Here is a 25,675-nt window from a genome sequence, read left to right as displayed (position 1 = left end):
GTTAAATGGGAGCTTTTTTTGAGGGGAGAATTGCACATGCGTACGATTCAAGATGCAATGCGTCACTTGGAACGAATCTCAGTTTACCTAGAGGTTAAAGGGGAAAATCCGTTTAAGATCAATGCTTTTCGAAAAGCAGCAAGTATCCTCGAGGCATCGGATGCTGACTTCATGGCAATCGACGATTTTACGGCGATGAAGGGGATTGGTAAAGGAACGGCTGCTGTTCTTGAAGAGTACCGGGAAACGGGAACGAGTACGGCACTGACGGAACTCGAACAAGAAGTACCGGAAGGACTGATCGCTTTACTAAAGATTCCAGGTCTTGGTGGGAAGAAACTTGCTAAATTACATGAAGTCGGCGTTATTGATGCGGATTCCTTTGCAGAGAAATTAGCGGATGGTACAGTCGAAGCGATGCCTGGATTCGGTAAGAAGACGGTCGAAAAGTACGTCAAAGCGCTCGAAACGTTTGAAACACGACCGGAACGATTACCGTATGGTGTCATGCGAAAGGTCGTTGCGGAATTAAATCAGACCCTTGCGTCGTTCGATGAAATCATTCGCTTCGAAGTTGGTGGAAGCTTCCGCCGAGCAGAAGAGACGTGCAAGGACCTTGATTTCATCCTCTCGACGAACGAACCGGAACGGATCAAGGAGCAACTCTTGGAACTGTCGCTGATCGATGAAGTCATCGCTGCCGGCAGCACGAAAGTATCACTCGTCTTAAAACGAGACGTTCATTATATCGCGGTTGATTTCCGAATCGTCGATGACGCGGCGTACGCATCCACATTACATCACTTCACGGGTTCGAAGGATCACAATGTTCGGATGCGTCAACTCGCGAAAGAACGAGGAGAGAGCATTTCTGAATATGGCGTTGAGACCGAACAAGGATTAGTCCAACCGAAGACGGAAGAAGAATTGTTTGCGCGGTACGACTTACCGTTCATCGCACCTGAATTACGAGCAGGGCGGCACGAGTTTGAACAGGATTTGTCACGCCTTTTGACGGAACAGGACATCCAAGCGGATGTACACATGCATACGACATGGTCAGATGGAACATTATCCGTTGAAGAACTAGTCGATGCGTGTGCTGCACGAGGGTATACATGGATGGCGATCACCGACCATAGTAAGTATATGAAGTTCGTCAATGGATTGACGGAAGAACGCTTACGTGCGCAACGTGTCGAAATTGAAGCAGCACGTAAGAAACATCCCGAGATGACGATTTTATGTGGCGTCGAGATGGATATCTTGCCTGATGGATCGCTCGATTATGAAGATGATTTCTTAAAAGAGATGGATTACGTCATTGCTTCGATTCACTCGAAATTCGATCAGACGGAAGAAGAGATCATGCAACGGCTTGAGAATGCGTGTCGTAATCCTTACGTTTCTCTGATTGCCCATCCGACAGGACGGATCATCGGTAGACGAGAGGGTTATGCCGTCAACGTCGATCGCTTGATCGAACTGGCAGCCGAGACAGGAACAGCGCTTGAGATGAATGCAAACCCGGCACGATTCGATTTGACGGCGAATTCCCTAGCAAAAGCAAAGGCTGCTGGTGTGAAAATTTTGATCAATACGGATACACACCGACCAGAAATGTTAGAAGATATGAAACTTGGAGTCCTCCATGCACGTAAAGCCTATTTGGAGGCGTCTGATGTCATCAATACGTGGGGTGCCGAAGAGGCACTTGCCTTCTTCGGTCGAAAACGTTTAGGAGTGGATTAAATGAATGCCAACGCATTACGCGTCTTAGAATATGAGAAGTTAAAAGAAAACATGTTATCGTTCACGGCAAGCTCACTGGGTGCACAGTTCGTTCGAGCGATGCGTCCAGCGGAAGAGTTTGAGCAGGTCAAGGAATTATTGGCTGTCACGACGGAAGCAACGACGGTCTACCGGTTGCGTGACCGTTATCCGTTCGGTGGATTGACAGATGTCCGCAGTGAAGTCAAACGAGCAGAGATTGGTTCGGTCCTCTCGACGAGTGAACTCTTATCCGTCGCAGACGTCGTTTATTCAGGACGTCAAGTAAAGGCGTTCCAGGAACGATTGCATGAGGATCACGCGGATCTACGATTACCACGACTCGATAGTCGCATCGAACAGATCACGAAGCTTGTTGAGATCGAACAAGGGATCCGTCATGCCATCGACGATCAGGGAACTGTCCAAGATTCGGCAAGTGATAAACTACGAGCGTTACGTAGTCAGTTACGCTCGCTCGAAGGACAAGTTCGTTCAAAAATCGATAGTGTCTTACGCAGTAAAGCGAAGATGCTGTCTGACGCCATCGTGACGATGCGAAATGATCGCTATTGTGTTCCGGTCAAACAAGAATACCGTCAAGCGTTCGGCGGAATCGTCCACGATCAGTCGGCGTCCGGTGCGACGTTGTTCATCGAACCACAAGCTGTCGTCTCTGCAAACAACGAGATCCAAGAAGCGCGTTTGAAAGAACGAGCTGAAATCGAACGAATCCTTGCCCAACTGTCGGCACTTGTCGGGAGTGTCGGTGATTCGCTGCGCATCAATCTCGATGTACTAGCAGAACTCGATTTCATCATGGCGAAAGCATTATACGGTCATCAGATTGGTGCTGTCGAACCACGCTTGAATGAAAATCGCCATATCATTCTGAAGGAAGCACGACATCCCTTCATTCCAAAAGAAGAGGTCGTACCGATCACTGTCTCGCTGGGTGGCGATTTTACATCCCTCGTCATCACTGGTCCGAACACCGGTGGTAAGACGGTTACCTTAAAGACGATCGGTCTTCTGCAATTGATGGTGCAATCAGGTCTATACGTACCGGCCGCAGATGAGACGGAGCTCAGTGTCTTCGATGCGATTTATGCTGATATCGGGGATGAACAGTCGATTGAACAAAACTTATCGACGTTTAGTTCGCACATGACGAACATCGTCTCGATGATGGAAAAAATCGATTTCATGAGTTTAGTGCTGTTTGATGAATTAGGGGCAGGAACGGATCCGACAGAAGGAGCTGCCTTGGCGATCGCGATTCTTGATGAAGTAAAACGCCGCGGAGCGCGCGTTGCAGCGACGACACACTATTCGGAATTAAAAGCATATGGCTATAACCGAGAAGGGGTCGTCAATGCATCGATGGAATTCGATGTCGAATCACTCAGTCCGACGTATCGCTTACTCATCGGTGTACCCGGACGCTCGAACGCATTCGAGATTTCAAAACGTCTTGGACTCGAAGATCGGATCATCGATGCGGCACGTGGTCAAATCGGTAGCGACGCACAGTCCGTCGAAACGATGATTGAACGACTGGAAGAAGCAAAACAACGTGCTGAAACGTTAGAAGCGCAGTTGCTTGAAGAGAAGAAGCGACTTGTTGCGGAGCGTGAGCAATTCGAGCAAGAACAAGCCGAGATTCAAGAAGAGAAAAACGAGATTTTGGCAAAAGCAGAAGAAAAAGCAGCACGTGCAGTCGAACGTGCTCAAAAAGAAGCAGAAGGCGTCATTAAACGTTTGAAAGAATTACGTGATGCTGGTGCCGTCAAAGAGCACGAACTGATCGAAGCACGTAAAAAACTTGAAGATGCGAAGCCAAGTCTGCAAGAAAAGCGGATCGCTAAAGTGAAAGCAAAATACGATCAAACGCCACGTTTTGATAAAGGCGAAGAAGTCAAAGTCACAACCTTCAATCAAAAAGGCTATATCATCAACCAACAGGCGAACGGCGAGTACACCGTTCAAGTCGGCATCATGAAGGTGAACGTCAAACCGGAAGATCTTGCGAAGATCGGCAGTACTCCAAAACGTCCGCAAACAAAAGGGCGTTCTGGTGGCACGAGTGTGACGAAACAATCGGCGCCTTCAGCTGAACTGGATTTACGTGGCGTCCGTGTTGAAGAAGGATTATCGAAGCTCGAACGCTTCATGGACCAAGCTTTGTTATCGAACTACGACCATATTCGCGTCATTCATGGTCTAGGCACGGGAGCGATGCGTCAAGGTGTCCAAGAATTCTTAAAAGGTCATCGTCACGTCAAAGGTCACCGCTTAGGTGGCCAAGGTGAAGGCGGACACGGTGTGACGATCATCGAACTGAAATGAGGAAAGTAAGATGAACATTTTTGAGAACGTCTATGTCTATACGACAGCGCTCTATTCGGTCGCGGGATTACTGATCATTTTAGGACTTGCACTTTTTGAGTTGACAACCCGGTATAAAAACTGGGAACATATCAAGAGTGGCAACATCGCCGTTGCGTTAGCAACAGGTGGAAAAATCATCGGACTCGCCAATATCGTTCATTTCGCTGTTCAAGGGGAAGAACGGGTCGGGTCGATATTTCTTGAAAGTGCTTTTGGCTTCTTACTGTTAATATCGACATACTGGATCTTTGAATTCCTGACACCGAATTTGCCGGTAGACCGTGAAATCGAGAATGGCAACATTGCTGTCGGTATCATTTCATGTGCCTTATCGATCGGCATGTCCTACGTCATCGGATCAGCGTTAGTGGGGTGAATTCGTGTTAGAACGTTTAGCGAAAATCATGTTCGGGGTTTCGATCGCCTTTTTGGTCGTCGGTATCCTTTGGATTGTATTTAATTAAAAGAACCGGTCTTACCGTGTGATCATTCCGTACTGACATCGTTTCAGTACGGAATTTTTATTGAGCCACGCCTAATCAAAAAAGGAGGAACGCATATGAACGTACGAAAAACATCAACAACGACAGAAACGAGACGCCGTGCTTTTGAGGCGATGCAATTGATTTCTTGGAAGGACATCTTCTGGGTCATCATCGGGTCGGCGATTCTCGCCTTTGGAATCAACTACTTTACGATTCCGAACGATCTTTCAGAAGGCGGATTAATCGGGATCACGGTCATCTTCTACTATCTCTATGGCTGGGATACGGGACTTGTTTCCCTGATTGCGAACGCCTTGCTGTTCATCGTCGGTTATCGATTCCTCAGTCGGAAGACGATGCTTTACTCCGTCATCTCGGTCGCCGTCACATCATTTGTCCTCTCCTCGACTGCTAGTCTTGCGACATCATCTGACAGCCGTTTAATCGGTACGGTCTATGCGGGAATTCTGATTGGCGTCGGAATCGGACTTGTCATTCGTGCTGGAGGAACGACGGGCGGCGGAGTGATCATCGCTCGACTGATGAATAAGTACTTGAATCTCAGTATCGCGGTCTCGATGTTCATCATCGATGTCGCGGTCGTCGGTGCATCAGGATTTCTGTTCGGAGAAGAAACGATGCTGTACACGTTGATTGCGATCATCATCGGCTCGTATTTGATTGATCTCGTCAGCGAAGGATTGAATGTCCGCGAAGCGGTCACGATCATCAGTCATCGCCAAGAGGAAATCGCGACGATCCTGACAGAGACGCTCGGTCGTAGCGCGACGGTCATTCACAGTCACGGTCATTTCACGAAACAAAAAAATGATATGTTGTATATGATTGTCGATAAACGACAACTGGCACCGTTGAAACAGATCGTCGAAGCAGCAGATCCCCGCGCCTTCGTCGTCATTCATAAAGTGCGCGAAGTCATTGGTGAAGGATTCACGTATCCATCTCGGTAATGCCTATTAAAAAGCAGTACTTCTTCTTTTTCGGAAACGAGAAAGGGAGGTGCTGCTTTTTTGTATGATGATTCCGATTGAAAGAATCGAAAAAAAACAAGCAGATTCGATTTCTTTTTTTGGATTTTACTGGCATGTCGAATTCGATTCAACGTATAATAAAAATGAATAGTAATTCATTATCAGGGAGGGAAATGTATGGAATCCGTTTGGTTATCTGATTATCCCGAGCAAGTACCCGCATCGATTGATTATCGAGAATTACCTCTTTATCAGGCACTCGATGAGGCAGCGACCGATTTTCCAGAACAACGTGCCTTGAGTTTCTTAGGAAAACGTATGACGTTTCGTGAAGTACGTGACGAAGCTCGCGCACTTGGGAGCCTATTACAAGAGCACGGACTAAAAAAAGGGGATCGCGTCGGACTGATGTTACCGAACTGTCCCCAGTATATGATCAGTTATTATGCTGTCCTCTATGCAGGTGGTATCGTCGTCCAAGTGAACCCACTCTATACAGACCGTGAACTTGAACAGATTCTCGTCGATTCAGGAGCACACATGCTCGTGACGCTCGATCTACTTTATCCAAAAGCGTCTCGTGTCAAGGCGGCGACGACACTCAAGACCGTCGTGACGACAAGTATCGCGGATTACCTTCCCTTCCCTAAAAATAAACTGTACCCGATTAAAGCACGGAAAGATAACAACATCATCATTGATACGACGGGTTCGATTCCGTTTTTATCTTTGCGAGGTTATGAGCCGATTACACCAGTCGCGATTCAACCGAAGGAGGACGTCGCGGTTCTCCAATATACGGGTGGAACGACAGGCGCTCCAAAAGGTGTCATGTTGACACACTTCAACTTGAGTGCAAACGTCGAACAGATCGACAACTGGTTCTATAAATACAATCGAGGAGATGGACGGAAGCTGTTAGCGGTCGTTCCTTATTTCCATGTCTATGGCATGACATGTAACCTCAATTTCGGCATATTTAATGCCTATGAACAAATCATCGTTCCGAAATTCGATATCGAACAGGTTCTCAAGACGATTCATAAGGAAAAACCGAATCTGTTCCCAGGTGCTCCGACGATGTATGTCGGTCTATTGAATCATCCGAAACTGAAGAAGTATGATCTCTCTTCGATTGAAGCCTGTATTTCTGGTTCTGCTCCACTACCAGTCGAAGTGCAGGAAAAATTCGAAGCGCTGACGGGTGGGCGGATTGTTGAAGGATACGGTCTGTCTGAAACGAGCCCGGTGACGCATACGAACTGTATCTGGGATCGTCGCATTCCTGGAACGGTCGGTATTCCGGTACCCGATACGCAAGCGAAAATCGTCCAAGCGGACGGAGAGACACCAGCTGCTCCGGGTGAGATTGGCGAGATTATCGTCACAGGTCCGCAAGTCATGAAAGGATACTGGAAACGACCAGAAGATACGCAAGCGGTACTTCGAAACGGTTGGTTGCATACAGGAGACCTTGGATATATCGGTGAGGATCATTACTTCCGAATCGTCGATCGGAAAAAAGATTTAATCATTGCTTCCGGATTCAACATTTATCCACGTGAAGTCGAAGAAATCCTATATGAACACCCAGCTGTCAAAGAAGCGGTCGTCATCGGTGTTCCAGATGTCTACCGAGGCGAGACCGTCAAGGCGTTCATCGTCGTCAAGGATGAGATGACGGTCACGGAAGAAGAGCTCGATCAATTCTGTCGTAAACAGTTAGCATCGTTCAAAGTGCCAAAGCAGTATGAATTCCGGCAAGAGTTACCGAAGACGTTCGTTGGTAAGATCCTCCGCCGTGTTCTCGTTGAAGAAGAACGTGCTAAACAACTCGAAGAAAGCAGTTGACAGGATAAAATGACATGATAGAATAAATATGAATGAACCATCATTCATTTTATGCGTTAGGAGATAGTGGAATGAAACGAACAATGTCAAAGAGTGACCGCATCATTGATGCCGCCGTAAAAGTCATCGCCAAGAACGGCTACCATGGAGCGAAAGTGACTGCCATCGCAAAGGAAGCCGGGGTTGCGGATGGAACAATCTATCTATACTTCAAGAATAAAGAACATCTCTTGATTTCGCTATTCCAAGCGAAAATGGGAAGCTTCATCGAATATTCCGAAGGACAAATCGCGAGCCATACATCAGCGACGGAACAATTGGCAGCATTGATCGAGGCACACCTCGAGCAATTATCCGTCGACTATGATTTAGCGGTCGTCACGCAGATCGAGTTGCGTCAATCGAACCAAGACATGCGTCAAAACATCGCTGCTGTCTTGAAACCGTACTTGCATCTGATTGACCGGGTCGTCAAGCACGGGATGACGACAGGTGAGTTTTCAAACGAACTCGATTATCGATTGGCACGTCAGATGATTTTCGGAACGATCGATGAGGTCGTGACGAGCTGGATGGCAAGTGGATTCAAATATGAGTTGCTTGAGACACGCGACGGGATTCATCGGATGTTGATCAAAGGGCTGAGTTAAGCCCTTTTCATGACAACAATCATGTAAGCGGATACAAAGAATGATGGTGAATAGACGACAAGGGGGAGCATGAGATGGAAATCTATGTACTGTTGAAACGCACATTCGATACGGAAGAAGCAATCCAACTCGAGAATGGTCAAATCGATGAGGATGGCGCTGAGTTCATCATTAACCCATACGATGAGTATGCGGTAGAAGAAGCGATTCGTGTCCGTGATGCACAAGGGGGAACGGTGACGGTCGTGACGGTCGGACCGGAAGATGCGGATAAGGAATTACGAACAGCACTCGCAATGGGAGCGGATCAAGCCGTTCGTATCTCGATTGAAGATGACATCGAAGAGGCAGATCATTTCACGATTTCTGAAGTGCTCGCTGGTTATTTGAAGGAACAGACAGTCGATCTCGTCATCGCTGGGAACGTCGCAGTCGATGGCGGAAGTGGTCAAGTGGCACCGCGCGTCGCAGAATTACTCGATATTCCTTACGTGACGACGATCACGAAACTAGAGCTCGACGGTACGAAAGCTATCGTGACACGCGACGCTGAAGGGGATACAGAGACGATTGAAACGACGCTTCCGTTACTTGTAACTGCGCAACAAGGGTTGAACGAGCCACGTTATCCAAGTCTTCCGGGGATCATGAAAGCGAAGAAGAAGCCGCTAGAAGAACTCGAACTCGATGATCTCGAACTTGATGAAGACGAACTCGCACCACGTCTAGAAACGATTGAGCGTTTCTTACCACCGAACAAAGCAGCCGGTAAGATCCTTGAAGGTGAACTAAACGAGCAAGTCGCGCAACTCGCATCATTATTACGCAACGAAGCAAAAGTGGTCTAAGGGGGAGAAACGAATGACAAAAGCATTAGTACTCGCAGAATCACGAGATGGCAGTTTACGGAATGTGTCGTTTGAGGCAATCGCAGCAGCACGACGTGTCGCTGACGAAGTTATCGCAGTCCTGATTGGGCACGATGTCGCAAAGGATGCTGATGCTTTAGCATCGCGCGGAGCGGACCAGGTGCTTGTCGTCGAGGATGAGCGTCTTCTACACTACACGCCAGATGGTTACGGACAAGTCTTCCTCGAGTTGATGAACCGGACGTCACCAGACGTGCTCGTCTTCGGACATACGTCGCTCGGTAAAGATTTATCACCGAAGATCGCGGCAAAACTACAAGCTGGTTTGATCAGTGATGTGACGGCGATTGAAGGGGAAGGCGCGGATGCGTCATTCATTCGCCCGATCTACTCGGGGAAAGCATTTGAAAAAGTCAAAGTCTCAGAGGGCAAGACGCTCTTTACGGTCCGTCCGAACAACATCGATCCGCTTGAAGCAGGTAGTTCACAAGGAACTGTCGAGTCGGTCACGGTCGAACTGAAGGATTTACGAACGATCGTCGCAGACATCGTACGCAAAGCAACTGGCGGCGTTGATTTATCAGAGGCAAAAGTTATCGTCGCAGGTGGACGCGGTGTCAAGAGCTCGGATGGCTTCGCACCGTTACAAGAACTAGCAGATGTCCTCGGAGGAGCAGTGGGTGCTTCACGTGGTGCTTGTGATGCGGATTACTGCGACTATGCCCTTCAAATCGGTCAGACGGGGAAAGTCGTTACACCGGACCTTTATATTGCATGCGGGATCTCAGGTGCGATCCAACACTTAGCAGGGATGTCGAATGCCAAAGTGATCGTTGCAATCAACAAGGACCCGGAAGCGAACATCTTCTCTGTCGCGGACTATGGTATCGTCGGAGATTTGTTCGACGTCGTGCCACTATTGACAGCTGAATTCAAAAAAATGCTCGTTCACGGATAAGTTTGAAGACCGGTACCATTATCATGGTGCCGGTTATTTTTGCGGATTTTTCGCGTGAGCAGTTTCGTTTGTTGGAAGAGACTGCTATGATATACTCGAATCAATAAAGAGATCACCTATTTTTTTTACCGGGTCGATCTACTCATTAGGAGGTTATGATCAATGGCAATCGTACACGCAACTAGCCAATCATTTAAAGAAGAAACACAAGAAGGACTCGTCCTTGTTGATTTTTGGGCAACATGGTGTGGACCATGTCGTATGCTCGCACCTGTTCTTGAAGAACTCGATGCTGACATGCAAGATGTAAAAATCGTCAAAGTCGACGTAGATGCAAACCCAGAAGTAGCTGGAGCATTCCAAGTTCAAAGTATCCCGACACTCGTTCTCTTCAAAGATGGACAACCTGTCAACAAAACAATGGGCTTCATGCCAAAAGACGCACTTAAAGAATTCGTTGAAACATCTAACTAATTCTTTCCTGCATATCAAAACAGACCGTTCTGCACAGGCAGAACGGTCTGTTTTTTTAGATTACATTGGCGTACAAAGTTCAATCAGGTGACCATCGGGGTCGAGAACATAGGCGACGACTTGCCCCCATGGTTTTTGTGCAGGCGCGAGGACGGTCTCATATCCTGCCTCCACCACCTTCTGAAATAGAGTAGGGACGTCATCCGTAATAAAACCAATCTCTAACGTCTGTTGTGTTTTTCCACTCGGTATCGTGTAATCCGGAATCAACTGTTGCACGTCTTCACGCGTATTGAAGGCGAGTGTCGTCTGACCGGTCTCGAACTCGATGTAGCTCCCGTGCTCCGCCTTGACGGATAGTCCAAGAACGTCTCGATAGAATGTCAGCGTCTGCGCAGTGTCTTCAACGTATAAAATCGTATAGCCGTATTGAATCATCAAAAAGCCTCCTGTCAATCCTCGAATAACGAAGCGATATCTGAAGCCGGTGTCGGGTAAGCGAATCCAGTCTGTTGCATCGAAGTACTTGGAATCCGGTGTTGCATCGCAAACGAGAAATAGTTTGCTAGTTCCGCTGCATTGACACCGATGAAGTGTGCGCCGAGTACTTGATCATCTTCTCCAACGAGCACTTTCGCCCGAGCAAAACTGTCCTTGATCCGTGCGTTCGTTTGCCAGGAGGACGTATCGATCAAGCGACCACGGTAAGGAATACCTGCTTTTTTCAAAGCAGCTTCCGTTTCACCGACGAGGGCGAGGTTCGGAGCAGTGAATACGACGCTTGGTACAGGGAGCAGCTCCAGTTTCCGGTTGTTCCCTTCGAGCATGTTATCGGCAGCGAGTCGTCCTTCGGTTCCAGCAAACGGCGTCAATGCGGGATTCCCGCTGACAGCGACATCTCCTGCGGCATAGATATGTTCGACGGAAGACTGAAGGTACGCATTGACATGGATTCCTTTTTCGTTATGGGCAACGCCAATGGCTTCGAGACCAAGCTGGTCGATACTCGCGACACGTCCAGTCGCATTCAAGACGACGTCGGTCTTCAATACGTCGCCGTTCGATAAATGAAGTGATTCCTCTTCGTAAGCGACGACCTCTGCTTCTTTGATGATCGAGATACCAAGTGCCCGTGTGGCTTCTAACAACACATCGACCAATTCGCTCTCGAATTGTTTTAAGGGGTTAGAACGTAATACTATCGTGACGTCTGCGCCAGCAATACGAGCGAGATGGGCGAACTCGAACGAGATATAACCGCCGCCGATGCAGACGAGTCGTCGTGGAAGTTCTTTCAGTTCAAGAAACTCATTACTTGTTATGAAACGCTCACTACCGGGTACAGTTAATTCGCGAGGTCTTAGACCGGTTGCGATTAAAAACTGTTTCCCTTCGATTTCGTCTTCACCAATTCGAAGGCGATGTGAAGACACGAAATGCGGTTCTCCATGGAAATAGTCGATGTCCGTTTCCGCGTACCGCTTTCGTGTTTGCTCCGGGATGGCGCGTGTGTATTCATTCTTTCGCTCCATCAATTGGCGCCAATCAATCGAAATCAGACCCTTTACGCCGTATCCGAGCAATCGCTCGACAGCGTCTTTCGTCTCACTACCCGTCAGTAAGATTTTTTTTGCGTCACATCCACGTTGTGCGCATGTGCCACCTGGAGTGAAGTTCTCCACGATGGCAACACGTAGTCCTTTTTCAGCGAATTTATAAGCCGCTTGATTTCCAGCGGAACCTGTTCCGATCACAATGCAATCATATGTACGCATTTTTCATCCTCCGTATGTCATAATCAATGTATGGTATTTACCCGAACGAGTAAAACTAAAAACGGTGAAAGGAGACATTTATTTGGGACATCAAGAACATATCAAAGCGAAACTATCCCTTTTGCCTGATGAGCCAGGATGTTATCTGCACAAAAATGAATTCGGCGAAGTCATCTATGTCGGAAAAGCAAAAAATCTCAAGAATCGTGTCCGTTCCTATTTCACGGGAGCACATGATATTAAGACGGAACGTCTCGTCGCGGAAGTCCGTGACTTCGAATACATCATCACAGCTAGTGAACTAGAAGCGTTGTTGCTTGAGATGACGCTTATTAAGAAACATGATCCGAAGTACAATATCATGTTGAAGGATGATAAGTCGTATCCGTACTTGAAAATTACGAATGAGACATATCCTCGCCTGATCACGACGCGTAAGTTGAAAAAAGATGGTGGTCATTATTTTGGTCCTTATCCGAATGCGTATGCGGCAAACGAGACGAAACGTCTGCTAGATCGTTTATATCCGCTACGTAAATGCCAGCCGATGCCGAAAAAACTTTGTCTGTATTACCACATCGGTCAGTGTCTTGGTCCATGCGAAATCCCGAATCTCGAGTCGGAACAAAAGGCGCTCGTTTCGGAAATCCGACGTTTCTTATCGGGCGATACGAAGGAGCTTGTCGAAGACTTGAAACAGAAGATGGCGGACGCGGCCGAAACGATGGAATTCGAACGTGCGGGAGAATTGCGCGATCAAGTAAGGGCGATCGAGTCAATCATGAACAAACAAAACATGATCACAGCGGATCTGACGTCACGTGACGTATTCGGGATCCATGTCGATAAAGGCTGGATGTGTGTCCAAGTCTTCTTCCTTCGCGGCGGAAAGATGATCGAACGTGATGTCTCGCTTTTCCCGATCTATGGTACGCCGGCAGAAGAGCTCGAGAGTTTCATCGTCCAGTTCTACGAAAAGAACATCAAACCAAGTGAAGTATATGTACCGCCACTCGTCAATCAGTTGCTGCTCAAAGAGGCGCTATCGATTAAAATTCACGTTCCGGTCCGAGGATCAAAACGGAAATTACTTGATCTAGCGACGAAGAATGCTGAAAATGCGATCTCGGAACGCTTCGAGTTGTTAGCAAAAGATGAGAAACGGACCGTTCAAGCAGTCGAAGAACTCGCCGATGCGATCGACGTTCATCCACTGTCACGGATCGAAATCATCGATAACGCGAACATTCAAGGTGCGGATGCCGTCTCGGCCCTCGTCGTCTTTGAAGACGGTAAACCGCTTAAGAAGGAATACCGGAAGTTCAAAATCCGGACGGTGCAAGGACCCGATGACTATGAATCGATGCGGGAAATCGTGCGCCGTCGGTATCGTCGGTTGTTACTTGAAGGAGCGCGCCTTCCAGATCTCGTCCTGATTGACGGAGGAGTTGGACAGTTGAATGCTGCTTTAGAAGTCATTCAAGATGAACTCGGTTTATCCCTGCCAGTCGGGTCATTAAAAAAGGATGACAAACACCGGACAAGTCAGTTGTTGTTCGGAGAAGGTGCACGGTTAATTGAACTAAGTCCGCGTTCAAGTGCGTTTTATCTACTTCAACGCATGCAAGATGAAGTCCACCGGTTTGCGATCACGTTCCACCGCTCGCTCCGTTCAAAAGGGATGACCCGTTCCTTGCTCGACGAGATTCCAGGAGTCGGACCGAAACGACGCCAACAGTTGATTCGTCATTTCGGATCGATGCGTAGCTTGCGACGCGCAACGATCGAACAGTTGGCGGAAGCAGGATTACCTGTCAAGTTAGCGGAAACCGTCGCTGAATATTTAAGTCAAGCGAATGAAGAATGAAAAAAAGCCGTCCTCTTGAAGAGGGCGGCTTTTTTAGTGATTAGTTGTTGATGTACTTTTCGTAGTATGAACCAAAGTCACGCTGGTTCCACTGATGGTAGTGACCTTGTAGCCACTCGAAGGATTGTTCGGACAACTCCTTGAATGTTTGCGGCACGTTCATGTCACCTTGACGAAGTCCGCCGAGAATCGTGACCGAATGATTCAATGAGCTGTTTGCGAACTCGAGCATCTTTTGTCCTTCATACTGTTTTTCAGCAATGGCAAGAAGTGTTTTATAAAGATCTTTCACATGTTCAAGTTGTTTTTTATCGACGTCGATCGAATAATGTTTACCACCGATCTCGAATTTGATCTCGACATCAAGATCGACTGTTCCCGCCGTTTCGAACATGACGTGGCGAATCGGATAGTGTGCGTACGGATAGCGATACAAGACGCGTTTTGAACTGACGGCACTCTCACCATCTAGGTGAACTAAAGCCAAGTTCGTAAAGCAATACTCATCAGATTTGGATTTGATCAAGAAGTAGATTTTCTCACCGTCTTCATGCAAGACATAATCGTCAGCGGCTGCCTTGTCGAAATCATCAGGATGAATGACTTGTCCGATATCACTGAATCCCGTTAAATCTGCTGCTAGTTTTTTGAACATGTGAAGTTCCTCCTCGCGATTTGTGTACGAATGATTTTACGAGCACTTACTGCAAAAGGTTTCATGAATCTATTTCGATGTTGAAAATTAAGATTCCTGTCACGTTCTATGTAAATTTTACTTGAGCGGTTCAAGTGGATCTTTAGGGTCGATTTGGACCGTGATTTGAACGAGCTCTTTACTTGTCTCAGCATATCCTTCCGCGACACACCCATTAAAACGGGAGAACTGTTCAGCGAGGAAACCGGCTTCGAGTTGGAAGTAGCCTTGTGGTCGTTCATCTCTCGTTGTATCAGGAGGAGACAGCACGAATGAGATAGCAGTTCCTTTGCGTTTCTTGATTTCGAGCGTTCCCCAACCTGCTTGTTCAAAAAATGAGGCTAATTCAGATTCATCTACGACAGGGAATTGACGCGCTAAACGTTTACCTGCCCAATAGATGACTTGCCGATAATCCGATCCAAGAAGATCGGTCAGCACATAATCTCGGATCAATTCGATACCGAAAAGTGGTGTTTGATTTGGTGTAGCATCCATCATGATTCACTCCTATCTGTGAACCATTATACCGAGATGATTCTTGTCGGTCATTGTTTTCCTAAAAAAATTTGCAGTTAAATGCAACGGCTCGGGTTGTCTTCTAAAAAGGACAGGAGTAGAATAAGTGATGAAAAGACGAATTTCCTTATGAAAGCGCTTTTCTACCAAAATGCGCCAACGGTTGATTGGCAAACAAAAGGGGGGATTTGGATGGCGAATCATCGTGATTTCGTGAGTCGTAAAATACACTCACTGCTCGGCGTCATTCCAATCGGGTTATTTTTACTTTCGCACTTAACGACGAACTACTTCATCGTACGTGGTGAGGAAGACTTCAATAAGGCCGCGGAATTCGTGGGGAACGTTCCGTATCGATTGTTCTTAGAGATCTTTGTCATCTTCATTCCGATCATCTTGCATGGCGTCTACGGTGTGTACATCGCATTCACTGGTTCTGCGAACACAGGACGTTATACATACTTCCGGAACTGGATGTATGTACTGCAACGGTTTAGCGGTGTATTCCTTGTCGTGTTCATCACGTGGCACGTTTGGGAAACACGGATTGCCGCTGCGATGGGAACTCCAGTCGATGCAAGCATGATGCAGAACATCGTCGATAACGGATTCATGCTCGCGTTCTATATCGTCGGGATCTTGGCGACGACATTCCACCTTGCGAACGGACTTTGGACGTTCTGCATCACATGGGGAATCACACAGTCACCAGCATCTCAACGGGCGATGTCTTACGTGGCAGCACTCGTATTCATCGGTTTATCGTTTGTAGGCGTACGCTCGATCTTAACGTTTGCAGGCGTGTTGTAAGGAAAGGGGAACTGACAACATGGCGAACAAGAATCTTGTCATCATCGGCGGAGGGCTTGCCGGTCTGATGGCTACGATAAAAGCAGCGGAGCAAGGCGTACCAGTTAAGTTATTCTCACTCGTACCCGTCAAACGCTCACACTCTGTTTGTGCACAAGGTGGTATCAACGGAGCGGTCAATACAAAAGGGGAAGGGGATTCACCATACCAGCATTTCGATGACACGGTATACGGTGGGGACTTCCTCGCAAATCAACCACCTGTTCAAAAAATGGCGGAAGCAGCGCCGAAGATCATTCATATGTTCGACCGGATGGGTGTTATGTTCAACCGGACACCGGAAGGCTTACTCGACTTCCGACGTTTCGGAGGAACGTTGCATCACCGGACGGCATATGCTGGGGCAACGACAGGGCAACAACTGTTGTACGCATTAGATGAACAGGTTCGTAAGTTCGAAGCGCAAGGTTTGGTAGAAAAATATGAAGGATGGGAATTCCTTCGTGCCATTATCGATGACAATGGCATCTGTCGTGGAGCGGTTTGTCAAAACCTCCGGACGATGGAAATCGAGGCATTTGCCGCGGATTCTGTCATCCTCGCGACAGGTGGTCCTGGGGTCATCTTTGGAAAATCGACGAACTCGGTCATCAACACAGGACAAGCAGCAGCAGCTGTCTATCGTCAAGGTGCGATCTATGCGAACGGTGAGTTCATCCAGATTCACCCGACAGCGATTCCTGGAGACGATAAGTTACGTCTTATGAGTGAATCAGCACGAGGTGAAGGTGGTCGCGTCTGGACTTATAAAGACGGTAAGCCTTGGTACTTCCTCGAAGAGAAGTATCCGGCATACGGAAACCTTGTTCCACGAGATATCGCAACACGTGAGATCTTCGACGTCTGTGTCAATCAAAAACTCGGCGTCAACGGGGAGAACATGGTCTATCTGGATCTATCGCATAAAGACGCAAAAGAACTCGACGTCAAACTCGGTGGGATCCTTGAAATCTACGAGAAGTTCGTCGGTGATGATCCACGAAAAGTACCGATGAAGATCTTCCCGGCCGTTCACTATTCAATGGGTGGACTATGGGTCGACTATGATCAGATGACGAACATCCCTGGATTGTTCGCAGCTGGTGAATGTGATTATTCGATGCACGGTGGTAACCGTCTCGGAGCGAACTCCCTTCTCTCTGCGGTATACGGCGGAATGGTCGCTGGACCATCAGCAATCGCGTATATGAACGAACTCGAGACATCAGTTCATGAGATGAGTGAAGACGTCGTCGAAGCGCATAAAATCGAAGAGATCAACCGCTTCAACGATATCCTATCGATGGAAGGTACGGAAAACGCGTATCAAATCCACCGTGAGCTTGGAGAAATCATGACGGACAACGTCACGGTCGTCCGTTATAACGATAAGCTCGAAGAGACACTGACGAAAATCAAGGAACTTCGCGATCGGTTCACGCGCATCTCGGCAACGGATACAGCACGTTGGAGTAACCAAGGGGCATCGTTCATCCGTCAGCTCGATCACATGCTCGATCTAGCCGAAGCAATCACGCTCGGTGCCTTAAAACGTGACGAGAGTCGCGGAGCACACTATAAACCGGACTTCCCGGAACGTAATGATGAACAGTTCTTGAAGACGACGATGGCACGTTATACGAATGGTCATCCGGAAATCTTCTATGAAGACGTCGACACGTCGTTGATTCCACCACGGAAACGCGACTACAGCAAGAAGTCGAAGAAAGAGGTGAAAGCATAATGGCGACACCACTCGAATCATCTACTACGCAAAAATCGGTTCAATTCATCGTTCAACGTCAAGATGGACCAGATGGTAAACCGTATGATGAAGCGTTTGAAATTCCGTACCGTCCGAACATGAACGTCATCTCTGCTTTAATGGAGATTCGCCGAAACCCTGTGAATGCAGCCGGTGAAAAAACGACACCAATCAACTGGGACATGGGTTGCCTAGAAGAAGTATGTGGCGCTTGTTCGATGGTCATCAACGGTACACCACGTCAGTCGTGTACAGCACTCGTTGATAAACTCGAACAGCCAATCCGCCTGCAACCGATGCAGACGTTCCCGATCGTTCGTGACCTTCAAGTTGACCGTCAACGCATGTTCGATGCGTTGAAAAAAGTCAAAGCATGGGTTCCAATCGATGGAACGTACGACTTAGGTCCAGGACCACGGATGCCAGAGAACAAACGTCAATGGGCATATGAGTTATCGAAATGTATGACGTGTGGCGTGTGTCTCGAGGCATGTCCGAACGTCAACGATCGTTCGACATTCATCGGACCAGCATCGATTTCACAAGTTCGTCTATTCAACTCGCATCCGACAGGTGCTTTCCACAAGGAAGAACGCCTTGAAGCGTTGATGGAAGATGGCGGGATCATGCAGTGCGGTAACGCTCAAAACTGTGTCGAGGTTTGTCCGAAAGGGATTCCGCTGACAACTTCGATCGCAGCGATGAACCGTCAGACGACACTTCATTCATTCAAGAAGTTCTTTGGTAGTGACGAAGGACGGACAGGTGAAGCAGTTAGTTCATGACTTATCAAAGAAGGAGCTTGCTCCTTCTTTTTTCATTCAGACAGGAGGAACTCATTGTGCGCGTACCAGCTTATATTCCAGAACTTGAAACATGGCTTGAACAGATGAAACATGGCACACGACTCGACGTCGCGGTTCGTTTTGCGGAGACGGATGCCTATGGTCATATGAATAACCGGGTACCGTTCGTCTATTTTGAGGACGTTCGGACATTGATGTTAGAGGAAACAGGATATTCGCTTGCAGAAGACGGCATTATCGTCGTTGCGGATGCCCAGTGTAATTACATTCGCCAAGTTTATCCACGTACGCGTCTTGCCGTCTATGCCTATCCCGTACATGTCGGAAGTGCGTCGTGTGACGTCCATTATGCGGCATTTGATGAGCAAGGTGAACTGATGTTCACAGGACGGACATCGATGGTACAAATTGATCGTGCCGGGAAAGCATTCCCGTGGAGTGAAGCGTATAAAAATTCCTTGCAGAATCGATTCGAATCCGTTATCATTTGATAATGAGTTCACATATTCGAAAACGACTCACTAGTACGTTATTAGTGAAGGGAGATTTCTTAATCATGGAAAAAACATTCAAAGTCATCGCGGATTCAGGCATTCACGCTCGTCCGGCTACTCAGCTCGTCAACACAGCTTCTAAATTCCAATCAGACATCAACTTGGAATACAACGGGAAGACTGTCAACTTGAAGTCAATCATGGGTGTTCTTTCACTCGGAATCGCGAAAGATTCAGATATCAAAATCGTTGCAAACGGTGACGATGCTTCTGAAGCAATCACGACTCTTTCAGATATGCTGACTAGCGAAGGTCTTGCTCAGTAATCCTGTAATCGTACATTCTCGGACGCCGGTCTTGCACCGTCGTCCTTTTTTGTTACCATAGGAAAGAGAGAAAGAGGTGGAGAAGAGTGAATCGAGCGATTGGAGTACTAGATTCCGGAGTCGGTGGGTTGACGGTCGCACGTGAATTGATGCGACAGTTGCCCCATGAGCGAATCATTTATGTCGGGGATACATTGCGGTGTCCGTACGGTCCTCGTCCAGAAGAGGAGATTCGTGAGTTTACGTGGGAGATGATTGATTATCTCGTACAACAAGATGTGAAATTGATCGTAATCGCCTGTAACACAGCAACGGCTGTTGTTTTAAAAGAAGCGCGAGAACGTTTAAATATACCTGTCATTGGTGTCATTGATCCTGGAGCCCGTGCGGCAGTCAAAGTGACGCGGACGAAACGAATCGGTGTCATCGGAACGAAGATGACGATTACAAGTAATTCCTACGAGAAGGCGTTACGACATGTCGAAGGACAAGTCGTCGTCGAATCGTTAGCCTGCCCACCGTTCGTTCCGCTCGTCGAGTCGATGCAGACGGACGGTACTTATGTCGAACGTGTCGTTGCGAATACATTACGACCTTTAATGAATTATGATATGGACACATTGATCCTTGGGTGCACACATTATCCACTCTTAGCAGATGTCATTGGACGGGTCATCGGACCAGGCGTCCAACTCATCTCTTCAGGGGACGAGACAGCACTTGAGGTAGCAGCACTACTTGACTACAATACGATTTCAGCAGATGTGACACAAATACCGGAACATCGTTATTATGCGACAGGCGATATTCGCTCATTTGATCAGATTGCAACGGATTGGCTCGATCAGCCAATCCACGCAGAACGCATCGTGCTTGGAACGGAGGAAGACTAAATGCGAATAGACCAACGAACAGCGGAGAATCTCCGTCCCATTCACTTATCGGTTGATATCAATAAACATGCAGAAGGTTCGGTTTTAATTGAACTGGGCGATACGAAAGTCCTCTGTACGGCGACCGTCGAGGAGAAAGTACCACCATTCCTTCGTGGTAAACGCCAGGGCTGGATCAATGCTGAATATTCGATGTTACCACGAGCGACGGCTCAGCGGACGGCACGAGAAGCCGTCCGCGGCAAGCAGACGGGACGGACGATGGAAATCCAACGTCTCATCAGTCGCTCGCTTCGGGCAGTCGTTGATTTAGAGAAGCTTGGGGAACGAACAATCTGGATCGACTGTGACGTCATTCAAGCAGACGGCGGTACACGAACAGCATCGATCACCGGTGGATTTCTAGCGCTCGTCCGTGCAATCGATCAATTGATTCAAGCGGGAAAACTGACGGATACACCAATCAAAGAGGGTATCGCAGCTATTTCGGTTGGAATCGTCGAGTCGAATGTCTTGCTCGATTTATGCTACGAAGAGGATGCTGCGGCGGAAGTCGACTTCAATCTCGTCATGACCTCATCGGGTAAAATCGTCGAGATGCAAGCAACAGGAGAAGAGTCGACATTTTCCCGTCAAGAGATGCTCGAAATGCTCGAACTTGGGGAAAAAGGAATTAAGGAGCTGATTAATGCTGGCCGTGAGGCACTCGGTGTCTCTTGGTGGTATGTAGGAGAAGAAGTGGGGGAACATAGATGAAGGTCATCGTCGCAACACACAATGCAGGTAAAGTGAAGGAACTTGAAAGCATGCTGGGTCGTCTCGGTTATACGGTCGAATCGTTACTCGATCACGCCGATGCTCCGGAAACGGATGAAACAGGTGAAACATTCGAGGAAAATGCACTCTTGAAAGCAACAGAGGCAGCAGCCTACTTTGGTCACGCGGTACTTGCTGATGATTCAGGACTTGAAGTTGACGCTTTAGATGGCGCTCCCGGCGTCTACTCAGCACGCTTCGCGGGTCTTGAAAAGTCGGATGCGGCGAACAATGCTCTACTACTTGAAAAGTTAGAAGGTATTCCGGAAGAGGAGCGGACGGCGCGCTTCGTTTGTGTACTCGCGCTAGCAAAACCAACTGGTGAGACATTGACGGTTCGTGGAACGATGGAAGGGCGAATCGGTTTTGAAGCGGCGGGTTCGAACGGTTTCGGTTATGATCCATTGTTCGTCACGGCAAGTGGACAAACGGCTGCTGAGTTGACGAAAGAAGAAAAAGCGATGATTAGTCATCGTGGCAATGCATTGCGTAAGCTCGAACAGGACTTAACTACTTTCTTAGGAGTGTGATGAAGATGAGAGCGTTGATCGTTAGTGATAGCCATGGACTAGAACAAGAACTGCTTACGATATTCGAACGTCACCAAGACGTGGATTTGGCATTTCATTGTGGGGACTCCCAATTGACGCGCGACATCGAATCATTATATCCATATCGTGTTGTGCGAGGGAATTGCGATTACGGACACGATTTTCCGGAAGAAGTCATGTCGGAAATGGATGGTCATACCATCCTTTGTGTCCACGGACATCGTCAGGACGTCAAATACAGTCTAGATGTCTTGCAACATCATGCGAAGGAAAAGCAAGCGGACATCGTCTTATATGGTCATTCCCATGTTGCGAAGGCTGAATATCGGGACGGCGTATTATTCATCAATCCAGGTTCAATCCGGATGCCACGCCATCGACCAGACAAGACGTATGCGATTCTTGAAGTGGATCAAAACCGTTATTCTATCGATTTTCTCGATGTGAACGGCGATCGAGTGAATGCCCTGCATCTGGACGGAACATTTTTGTAATAAAATAAATGCAATGTTTGTAATGTGATTGACACGAAAGAATTGTTCTAGTATAGTTTATTCGTGTTGACACGTCCCAATAGCTCAGCAGGATAGAGCAACGGCCTTCTAAGCCGTCGGTCGGGGGTTCGAATCCCTCTTGGGACGCTATAATTAAAATAGAGACTGCCCTTACGAGGGTGGTCTCTTTTTTTTATTCCGATTTTCGATTATAATTAAGGTATCATGAACTCGAAAGGGATGAATGCAATGTGGAAGAAAGTTGGAGCAGTCCTCGTACTAAGTACGTTTCTTGCTGGATGTAGTGAGATTTCAAATACAGTCGACGATGCAAAACAACAAGTCAACGATGTAAAAAATAGTGTCGATTACGCTGGAGAACTTCAAGGCATTGCGAAAGATACGGCACAAGTCACGTCAGATTTGTCGGCTTCCTTGAATGAGGCTGCTACGACAGCGCGTGAATCCGCGACCCCTGAACAAGCACTTGATCAACAAATCGAAAAGTTGAAGGAAAACGGAACGATTGATCAGTTCAATCAAGAACTGGATCAAATCGATCAACGATTAGCGGGACTTGAAAATCCACCGCAAGAATTGCAGAATTTAAGTGCAAAACTCGAGCAGTACGTGAATCAGTCGGAAGACATCGCTCGATTACTTGAAGCTGACGTCTCATTAGATACGTTGAATCGATTAGGAATCGAGCAGGCGGGACAACTTCAAGAAGCGATCACGAACTGGACGTCTTTACTCGATCCATTTACGAAATAAGAAGTTGAACATGAAGGAGTGCCGGAATATGGGGACATCGCGCTGGATGGAACATGAACTAGAAGTAGAACGAGCACGGATTCTTCGTTTGCCCGCTTCTAAACAAGAACAATTGATTATGGAATTAGAGACTGACCAATTGACAGGAGAAGATGTATTACACCGGCTCTATGTCATTCAACCACTCTTAATGCATGACCGTGAACGATTTGAAACAGTGGCAGAACGATTTCTTGAAGTCGAGGGTGTCGAGCAAGTGCTCGCACTCTTTCTTTATGAACTCGGAGAACGGTATCCGATGAAACTCGCTTTGCGCTCAGCGTCACCGTATCTGCCTTATGGGCTCGCGCTTCGATTAGATGAAGTCAAACAACAGATGCGTGTTCGAGAACAAAAGCCGGCAGTTCAAAACAACCCTGTTGCACAGCGTGAAGTAACATCAGCAACGGAATTGATGCATGTGTTGCGACATGGCAGTTGGGTCGAACAAATGCGTCATTTGACCGGTATGGAATTTGAACGGACAACTGAGCTCATTGCATACATCACGCAGAAATATCTTCAGGCGCAAGAGACAGAACATCAAAGTCTACTCGTCATTGATCAGTTATTAGGAAATGTGCTTCATCACGTGTCATATCCGATAAGCATTCATGTGCCACACTTAGGTGTAGACTGGACGATTTCGTCACGCGAAGATTTAGAAGAAATCCTGGTGGTACATCAACAGGAGCAACAAGCGTTACTCGCATCGATGCATACGTTAGAGCGAATGGATCCGTTCCGAGCATTGCTCGTCTTGCGATCGGATCAACTGATTCATTTTGAAGAACGAGAACGAATCGGATCAGACATGGAGAAGTGGCTCACAGCATGCGAAGAACTCGCAGGTCTAACATTTGAACGTGAAGAACCGGAACGTATCCTCAGTCCGCTGGCGAAGCGGTTATATCGAGCGGCACATATCCTTTATCCAGAAGTCATCGCATTCGAGCAGATTTACTTCGATTGAGACATCTGGAAACGATTCGTTCAACAGTGGTAATCGTCAGAACGATTGTGCTATAATGTGACTTGTTGTACACACATGTACGCTAATTGACAATTTTGGAGGGACTCAGCATGACTGCAAAATGGGAAAAACAATCAGGTAGCCTCGGCGTCCTCACGTATGAAGCGCCTGCTGAAGCATTTGATAAAGCGGTAGACCAAGCGTTCAAGAAAGTCGTTAAGACTTTGAACACACCTGGTTTCCGTAAAGGAAAAATGCCACGCGCAATGTTCAACAAAATGTACGGTGAAGAAGCACTGTACCAAGATGCACTCGATATCCTTTACAAGGACACAATAGAAGGTGCAGTCGTCGAATCAGGAATCGAGCCAATCGCGCTTGAGAACATCGACGTTGAAACACTCGAAAAAGGCAAGCCAGTCGAATTCAAAATCACGTTCGTCATCGAGCCAGAAGCTACACTCGGTGAGTACAAAGGTCTTGAGTACACAGCAGTTGAAACGAACGTTACTGACGAAGACGTCGACGCTGAACTCAAAACATTGCAAGAACGCGGTGCAGAACTCGTCGTTAAAGAAGATGGCGTCATCGAGAATGGCGATACAGTCGTATTCGACTTCGCAGGTTTCGATGGGGAAAACCAATTCGACGGCGGAACTGCTGAGAACTACTCACTCGTCATCGGTTCTGGAAACTTCATTCCTGGATTCGAAGAGCAAATGGTCGGTTTAAAAACTGGCGAGCAAAAAGATCTTGAAGTGACATTCCCAGAGGAATATCACGAAGCATCACTCGCTGGAAAACCAGTTACATTCAAAGTAACGATCCACGAAGTTAAAGCACAAGAGCTCCCTGAATTGACAGATGAGTTCGCAAAAGAAATGGATGAAGAAGTTTCTTCACTCGACGAGTTGAAAACAAAAATCCGTACGCGTCTCGAAAATACACGCAAACAAGAAGCTGATGCTTCAATGCGCGATGAGTTAGTCGAAGCGGCTACGAAAAATGCGACAGTTGATCTTCCAGAAGTCATGGTCGAAAACGAAGTCGAGCGTATGGTTCAAGAGTTCACACAACGTATTCAATCACAAGGCATCGACCTCAACATGTACTTCCAGTTGACTGGAACGACAGAAGAGGCAATGCGTTCTGAAATGAAAGAGCAAGCGGAAGAGCGCGTTAAAGCACGTCTCGTCCTCAAGCAAATCGTTGCTGACGAAAAAATCGAAGTAACAGATGAGGAAACTCAAGCTGAACTTCAATCAATGTCAGAACTCTACAACATCCCTGCAGATCAACTTGAAACGATGCTTGCACCACAAGGTGGTCTTGAAACGCTTAAAGGCGATCTTCAATTCCGTAAAGCTATCGATGTTCTCGTCGACAACGCAAAAGCAAAATAAGCCATTTCATGGTTTTCGATCGACTTCAAGCCCAATTTCTGGTCTTGGAGTCGATTTTTTTGTACGATAGGTCAAACAAGGACAAACAATCCTTGGTTCAGAACATCAAACTGTAAATCGTTCGTCCAGGATTTGAAAGACTTTCCTTGTTCATGCTACAATCATAAATAGTAAAACGTGAGACGGGATGCTACAGG

General features: G+C 47.3%; 26 protein-coding genes and 1 tRNA gene. 23 read left to right on the top strand and 4 right to left on the bottom strand.

All coding sequences use genetic code 11. The annotated features are described in order from the left end of the window. Positions 1 to 36 precede the first annotated feature (36 nt). The 9 genes from polX (at position 37) to trxA (ending at position 10,440) form a co-directional block, all read left to right on the top strand. Complete coding sequence (gene polX, locus L985_RS12230) at positions 37 to 1,752, top strand: DNA polymerase/3'-5' exonuclease PolX (RefSeq protein ID WP_047393585.1); 1,716 nt, start codon at positions 37 to 39, stop codon at positions 1,750 to 1,752. After that, on the top strand, positions 1,753 to 4,119 hold the full coding sequence (locus L985_RS12225; RefSeq protein ID WP_029342305.1) for an endonuclease MutS2: 2,367 nt from the start codon (positions 1,753 to 1,755) through the stop codon (positions 4,117 to 4,119). Positions 4,120 to 4,129: 10 nt separating this feature from the next. Further along, a complete protein-coding gene (locus tag L985_RS12220; RefSeq protein ID WP_023469001.1) occupies positions 4,130 to 4,537 on the top strand; it encodes a DUF350 domain-containing protein in 408 nt (135 codons plus the stop codon). Positions 4,538 to 4,720: 183 nt separating this feature from the next. Further along, the gene (locus L985_RS12215) at positions 4,721 to 5,617 is read left to right on the top strand and encodes a YitT family protein (protein WP_034786074.1); all 897 of its coding nucleotides are present in this window, start codon (positions 4,721 to 4,723) and stop codon (positions 5,615 to 5,617) included. A 198-nt stretch (positions 5,618 to 5,815) separates the two neighbouring features. Then, positions 5,816 to 7,489, top strand: coding sequence for an AMP-binding protein (locus tag L985_RS12210; protein WP_047393589.1), 1,674 nt, complete (start codon positions 5,816 to 5,818; stop codon positions 7,487 to 7,489). A 71-nt stretch (positions 7,490 to 7,560) separates the two neighbouring features. After that, on the top strand, positions 7,561 to 8,139 hold the full coding sequence (locus tag L985_RS12205; RefSeq protein ID WP_023468997.1) for a fatty acid metabolism transcriptional regulator FadR: 579 nt from the start codon (positions 7,561 to 7,563) through the stop codon (positions 8,137 to 8,139). A 74-nt stretch (positions 8,140 to 8,213) separates the two neighbouring features. Next, the gene (locus L985_RS12200; protein WP_029342301.1) at positions 8,214 to 8,987 is read left to right on the top strand and encodes an electron transfer flavoprotein subunit beta/FixA family protein; all 774 of its coding nucleotides are present in this window, start codon (positions 8,214 to 8,216) and stop codon (positions 8,985 to 8,987) included. 13 nt (positions 8,988 to 9,000) lie between these two features. Next, positions 9,001 to 9,966: an electron transfer flavoprotein subunit alpha/FixB family protein gene (locus L985_RS12195; protein WP_047393592.1), complete on the top strand. Its 966-nt coding sequence runs from the start codon at positions 9,001 to 9,003 to the stop codon at positions 9,964 to 9,966. A gap of 162 nt (positions 9,967 to 10,128) precedes the next feature. Then, positions 10,129 to 10,440: a thioredoxin gene (gene trxA / locus L985_RS12190; protein WP_023468994.1), complete on the top strand. Its 312-nt coding sequence runs from the start codon at positions 10,129 to 10,131 to the stop codon at positions 10,438 to 10,440. 60 nt (positions 10,441 to 10,500) lie between these two features. Here the strand turns inward: trxA and L985_RS12185 are convergent, their stop codons facing one another. After that, positions 10,501 to 10,878: a VOC family protein gene (locus tag L985_RS12185; protein ID WP_050677629.1), complete on the bottom strand. Its 378-nt coding sequence runs from the start codon at positions 10,876 to 10,878 to the stop codon at positions 10,501 to 10,503. A 14-nt stretch (positions 10,879 to 10,892) separates the two neighbouring features. Continuing rightward, on the bottom strand, positions 10,893 to 12,215 hold the full coding sequence (locus tag L985_RS12180; RefSeq protein ID WP_047393596.1) for a dihydrolipoyl dehydrogenase family protein: 1,323 nt from the start codon (positions 12,213 to 12,215) through the stop codon (positions 10,893 to 10,895). Positions 12,216 to 12,297: 82 nt separating this feature from the next. Between L985_RS12180 and uvrC the strand changes: the two genes are divergently transcribed. Further along, on the top strand, positions 12,298 to 14,082 hold the full coding sequence (gene uvrC, locus L985_RS12175) for an excinuclease ABC subunit UvrC (protein ID WP_047393598.1): 1,785 nt from the start codon (positions 12,298 to 12,300) through the stop codon (positions 14,080 to 14,082). A gap of 40 nt (positions 14,083 to 14,122) precedes the next feature. Here the strand turns inward: uvrC and L985_RS12170 are convergent, their stop codons facing one another. Next, positions 14,123 to 14,737 (bottom strand): PH domain-containing protein, encoded by a 615-nt coding sequence (locus L985_RS12170; RefSeq protein ID WP_047393600.1) that lies wholly within the window; start codon positions 14,735 to 14,737, stop codon positions 14,123 to 14,125. Between the two features lie 117 nt (positions 14,738 to 14,854). Beyond that, entirely contained in the window at positions 14,855 to 15,274 is a 420-nt protein-coding gene (locus L985_RS12165; RefSeq protein WP_047393602.1) for a YslB family protein, read from the bottom strand. A 213-nt stretch (positions 15,275 to 15,487) separates the two neighbouring features. Here L985_RS12165 and L985_RS12160 point away from each other — a divergent pair, with 213 nt between their 5' ends. The 13 genes from L985_RS12160 to tig all read left to right on the top strand — a co-directional run bounded on the left by L985_RS12160 (position 15,488) and on the right by tig (position 25,478). Beyond that, positions 15,488 to 16,105 (top strand): succinate dehydrogenase cytochrome b558 subunit, encoded by a 618-nt coding sequence (locus L985_RS12160; protein WP_029342294.1) that lies wholly within the window; start codon positions 15,488 to 15,490, stop codon positions 16,103 to 16,105. A 19-nt stretch (positions 16,106 to 16,124) separates the two neighbouring features. Further along, complete coding sequence (sdhA, locus tag L985_RS12155) at positions 16,125 to 17,888, top strand: succinate dehydrogenase flavoprotein subunit (RefSeq protein WP_023468987.1); 1,764 nt, start codon at positions 16,125 to 16,127, stop codon at positions 17,886 to 17,888. Beyond that, positions 17,888 to 18,694: a succinate dehydrogenase iron-sulfur subunit gene (sdhB, locus tag L985_RS12150; RefSeq protein ID WP_023468986.1), complete on the top strand. Its 807-nt coding sequence runs from the start codon at positions 17,888 to 17,890 to the stop codon at positions 18,692 to 18,694. The genes sdhA and sdhB overlap by 1 nt, the downstream gene beginning before the upstream one ends. Positions 18,695 to 18,750: 56 nt before the next feature. Then, positions 18,751 to 19,206: an acyl-CoA thioesterase gene (locus L985_RS12145; RefSeq protein WP_029342293.1), complete on the top strand. Its 456-nt coding sequence runs from the start codon at positions 18,751 to 18,753 to the stop codon at positions 19,204 to 19,206. A 65-nt stretch (positions 19,207 to 19,271) separates the two neighbouring features. Further along, positions 19,272 to 19,535, top strand: a complete 264-nt coding sequence (locus L985_RS12140; protein WP_012371023.1) for a phosphocarrier protein HPr — start codon at positions 19,272 to 19,274, stop codon at positions 19,533 to 19,535. An 86-nt stretch (positions 19,536 to 19,621) separates the two neighbouring features. Then, a complete protein-coding gene (gene racE / locus L985_RS12135; protein ID WP_029342292.1) occupies positions 19,622 to 20,428 on the top strand; it encodes a glutamate racemase in 807 nt (268 codons plus the stop codon). Beyond that, complete coding sequence (rph, locus tag L985_RS12130; protein WP_029342291.1) at positions 20,429 to 21,184, top strand: ribonuclease PH; 756 nt, start codon at positions 20,429 to 20,431, stop codon at positions 21,182 to 21,184. Next, complete coding sequence (locus L985_RS12125) at positions 21,181 to 21,774, top strand: XTP/dITP diphosphatase (RefSeq protein WP_029342290.1); 594 nt, start codon at positions 21,181 to 21,183, stop codon at positions 21,772 to 21,774. Before rph ends, L985_RS12125 begins: the two co-directional genes overlap by 4 nt. Positions 21,775 to 21,779: 5 nt before the next feature. Beyond that, positions 21,780 to 22,289, top strand: coding sequence for a metallophosphoesterase family protein (locus L985_RS12120; RefSeq protein WP_029342289.1), 510 nt, complete (start codon positions 21,780 to 21,782; stop codon positions 22,287 to 22,289). 73 nt (positions 22,290 to 22,362) lie between these two features. Further along, a tRNA-Arg gene (locus tag L985_RS12115) sits at positions 22,363 to 22,436 on the top strand. 102 nt (positions 22,437 to 22,538) lie between these two features. After that, positions 22,539 to 23,063 carry a hypothetical protein gene (locus tag L985_RS12110; RefSeq protein WP_231925643.1) on the top strand — a complete coding sequence of 175 codons (525 nt, stop codon included), beginning with the start codon at positions 22,539 to 22,541 and terminating at the stop codon, positions 23,061 to 23,063. Between the two features lie 28 nt (positions 23,064 to 23,091). Beyond that, entirely contained in the window at positions 23,092 to 24,075 is a 984-nt protein-coding gene (locus tag L985_RS12105; RefSeq protein ID WP_029342287.1) for a hypothetical protein, read from the top strand. Positions 24,076 to 24,185: 110 nt separating this feature from the next. Continuing rightward, positions 24,186 to 25,478 (top strand): trigger factor, encoded by a 1,293-nt coding sequence (gene tig / locus L985_RS12100; protein WP_029342286.1) that lies wholly within the window; start codon positions 24,186 to 24,188, stop codon positions 25,476 to 25,478. Positions 25,479 to 25,675 lie beyond the last annotated feature (197 nt).

It is taken from the genome of Exiguobacterium sp. ZWU0009, assembly GCF_000798935.2.
Taxonomy (GTDB): Bacteria; Bacillota; Bacilli; order Exiguobacteriales; family Exiguobacteriaceae; genus Exiguobacterium_A; species Exiguobacterium_A acetylicum.
Note: the sequence above shows the minus strand (reverse complement) of the source record. Positions and strands in the feature narration are given on the sequence as shown.